The organism is Kocuria gwangalliensis (assembly GCF_039544365.1).
Lineage (GTDB): Bacteria > Actinomycetota > Actinomycetes > Actinomycetales > Micrococcaceae > Kocuria > Kocuria gwangalliensis.
Genome location: NZ_BAABLN010000027.1, coordinates 1 through 3,445 on the forward strand (window position 1 = coordinate 1; position 3,445 = coordinate 3,445).

Below are 3,445 nucleotides of genomic sequence, written 5' to 3' on the forward strand. Positions count from 1 at the left end.
GACGAGAAAGCGTGGACCGGCATCAGGTACCCGCAGGCGATCTTCGACGAGGACACCGGCACGTGGATCTCCAAGGCGGAGGTGGCCGAGGTCCCCTTCACCGCGTTCACCTCAAGGAAGAAAACCGAACGGGTCCCCGGTCGACTGGTGGTGCGCCGAATCCCCGAGCTGAACCCCCAGGACACGGACCAGCCGACACTGTTCGACACCCACCGGTTCCACGCCTTCTTCACCACCACCGACCCGGAGGTGCTGGACACGGTGACCGCGGACCAGACCCACCGGGGCCACGCGGTCATCGAGCAGGTCAACGCCGATTTGAAGGACAGCGCCCTGGCCCACCTGCCCTCCGGCCGTTTCGGGGCCAACGGCGCCTGGCTGGTCTGCGCGGTGATGGCCTACAACCTCACCCGCACCGCCGGGATCCTCGCTGCCGGAGAGTTCGCCCGGGCCCGGACCGGGACCATCCGGGCCAGGCTCGTGAATCTGCCAGCCCGGATCGCCTCCAGCGCCCGCAGGATCCGCATCCGCCTGCCCCAGGCATGGCCCTGGCAACAGGGATTCGAGCGGCTCTTCACCGCCGTCCACCCGCCACCGCAACCGGCATAACCACCCGACCACCCGCCGGGCATCGGCACAACCGAAAGAACATCAGTGGAACACCACCGGTAGCGAGGCCGGCCACCACGTCACGCCAAAAAACGGCTCAGTGCCGATCCGGGATATCGGCCGCCGGCCCTAACCTGAGTCGGTGGATCGAGGCTTAGAGGATGCAGCTGTTGGATCTGCCCGCGACGCGCTGGCGGACCTTGGTTCCTTGGCGGACCTTATCGGTGCAGGTACGGGCGCTGGCCTCGGCGTGGCGGTGGTCCGCAAGCTCATTGGCGAACTGCGCAGACGGCACGATCTAAGGCTTGGAATTAATGCTTTTTCCGGCTTCGAAACCTTCCTCATGCGATGCGGCGACGAACCCAGCCCCACAGAACCCCGGCCCGACCTAGCGTGCGAAATTGCCGGCGTACTGGCATGGGAACTTTCCACAATGAATTCATGCCCGCTCTTGGTGGTATTTGTTGACACCACTGAGCGATTTTCTCTGGACCCTCGAAGGGTGTCTGAAGGTCATTTAAACAAACTGATCCATCAAATGCCCAATGTCCTCTTTGTCCTGACCGGGCGCGACATGCTGAACTGGCATGATAGCACTCGTGTCGATTTGCCTCATCGCGGGACTCACATTTGGCCCGACCTCGTGCCAGGCACCCGAGACGATCCACGACAACATTTGGTCGGAAATCTCTCCCCTGCCGACACCAGATCCGTTATCTTGCGTGGTCGAAGTCAACTCGATCTCCCCATGAGCGATGAAGTCGTCGAAGAACTCGTCAAAGCGTCAGCTGGCCTGCCGCAATACCTTGAACTGGCTCGCCAGGTGGCCATTTCAATCAGAGACGCCGACAACGGACAGCAGGTCGAAATCGCTGACGTCACTGGCTCACTCGGTTCACTAGTGATGCGTGTTCTGGATGACATTCCAGCCGACGAGCAACGGGCAATCCGGGGTGCCTGTCTTTTTCGCATTTTTGATACAAGTCTCATGGCAGCGGCGGCGAACGTCGATCACGGTTGCGCCGAAAGAGCTGCATTACGCCCGATGGTCGATTACCACGAAGGGGGAGATCTTCCTTACCGCATGCACGATGCTGTCCGAGAATCCATTCGTGAGGCTGACCATCAGATCCCAGGCGGGTGGTCAGCAACGGACTGGAAATTGGCAGCCAGCCGAGCCGCCACAGCCACACATCGATTGCACGATGCCGCCAAAAAGCGGGAAGATAACCGGGCCGTTCTCGATGCAGTCGGCATTACGATCAATTTAGTGTGTGATCAGGAGACCACACTAGAAAGGTCTGACAGCGACTCGTACACGGATTGGTTGGCCAAAGCAATTGTATTCAGTCCATCGATCCAAGGGCTTCAGTCGCGAGTCCCCGGTACTAGTAGGACCGAGTACGGCCAGCACGTGCTCAATTTCATAGCAGCCAAGTCGATCACCACACCGATGGAGGACCGCCTGCGTCTTCTGCGCGACACCTTCGAGTCGGAGCACCCACTCCGCTTACCAGCTGGCCGTCACCTCGGATACACCTTGAAACTGCAACAGCGATGGGATGAGGCTTTGACAGTGTTCGATGAACTAGTCGAGCTTGCCCCCACTCCTCTGCACTTGGGTCAACGGCCACAAGTCCTTAGTTCTGCGCGACGTTTCTTCGAGGCCCGTGAAGCAGCCAACGGCATACCTGCCGCCGCCTTGATTACCCGCAAAACTGAATATTTCCACGGCCTCCCTGACCGATACTTCACCGAAATTGGACCGAAACTCGCCAAACTCCGGACCGCTGGACGCCAACGGGAGTATCTCGAAGAGCGGGGAACCTATCTTGTGAGGAGAGCCCTCCTACAAGACGATCTCGACACGCGGGATATCGATGAATTCCTCAAAGAGGCCGAGCTTGTGGGTCATGTCGTGGCCATTCGCAGTGCATTGCTCGCCACGATCCTGCACCACAAATCTGACTCAACAGACATTTCCGCAACACTTTATCGATTAAGAATACTCGATTTGGCCTCTTCTAGCACCAATATGCTCTCAACCCGTTATGCATTGGCAGAATTTTGTGATGCCATGCTTTCCCGATCACATGATCGGTTAAAAATTCTCCACGATGAGGTAGCCCACGTTCAGAATCGGACCTCCGCATGGATTCCAGTCGAGTGTTTTTTCGAGGTCGCTGGATTACCGCTTCCCCCTATAGCTACTCAATGGCTCGAACCGCATGAAATTGTCATTCAACGTTGGGCGAAACATCTCCAAAATTATCTTGCGAGCCACAGGTTTGAGTAGATAAACGCGCCTGGCACTGGTGCCCTGGCGGAAGGCATTTATCCCGCAGAAAGCCGGACAAAATGAGATGGTGTCCGGCTTTCTGCATGCCCAGGACACCGCTCCTCGACCCCTGGGGTCTTCTACGGCCGGAGCTGTGCGTCAGCGCCGATGGGGTTTCTGGGACTTTTGGCCCGCTTGGCCAGTTCCACTTTTCTTCCCCCGTTTGTCTTGTTGCTTTCGTAGCTCCGCCACCCGCTGGGCGGCATCGACCGCGGCAGCTTCGAGCTCTTCAGGGGTGAGCGGATCGGGCGCGGTGGCAGTCTCCAAACGCTGGCTCGCAGCCCGGAAGTTGGCTTCGGCATAGATGCTCCGGCACATCATTAGGATGCTCTCAGTGCCCCAGCGCCCGTTGGCCAGCCGGTACACCTCGCGTTCGACGACTTGGCGCCGGTTTATGGGCGCCCGCGGGACGCTTTCTAAGCCTCGATCCACCGACGCGGGTTCAGGCCGGAGTGTGATTCCAGAAGCACCGGGTGAATTGATTTTGGGCGTGAGGAA

3 protein-coding genes are annotated in these 3,445 nt (G+C 58.9%); 2 read left to right on the top strand and 1 reads right to left on the bottom strand.

The features are described from left to right. Together ABEA06_RS08655 and ABEA06_RS08660 are read left to right on the top strand one after the other, a co-directional pair. Positions 1-609, top strand: a 609-nt coding sequence (locus ABEA06_RS08655) for a transposase (RefSeq protein ID WP_345310668.1), incomplete at its 5' end; no start/stop codon positions are given. Positions 610-751: 142 nt separating this feature from the next. Next, positions 752-2,905, top strand: coding sequence for a hypothetical protein (locus ABEA06_RS08660; RefSeq protein ID WP_345311209.1), 2,154 nt, complete (start codon positions 752-754; stop codon positions 2,903-2,905). Positions 2,906-3,046: 141 nt separating this feature from the next. Here ABEA06_RS08660 and ABEA06_RS08665 read toward each other — a convergent pair. Then, on the bottom strand, positions 3,047-3,445 hold a 399-nt coding region (locus ABEA06_RS08665), incomplete at its 5' end, for a hypothetical protein (RefSeq protein ID WP_345311210.1).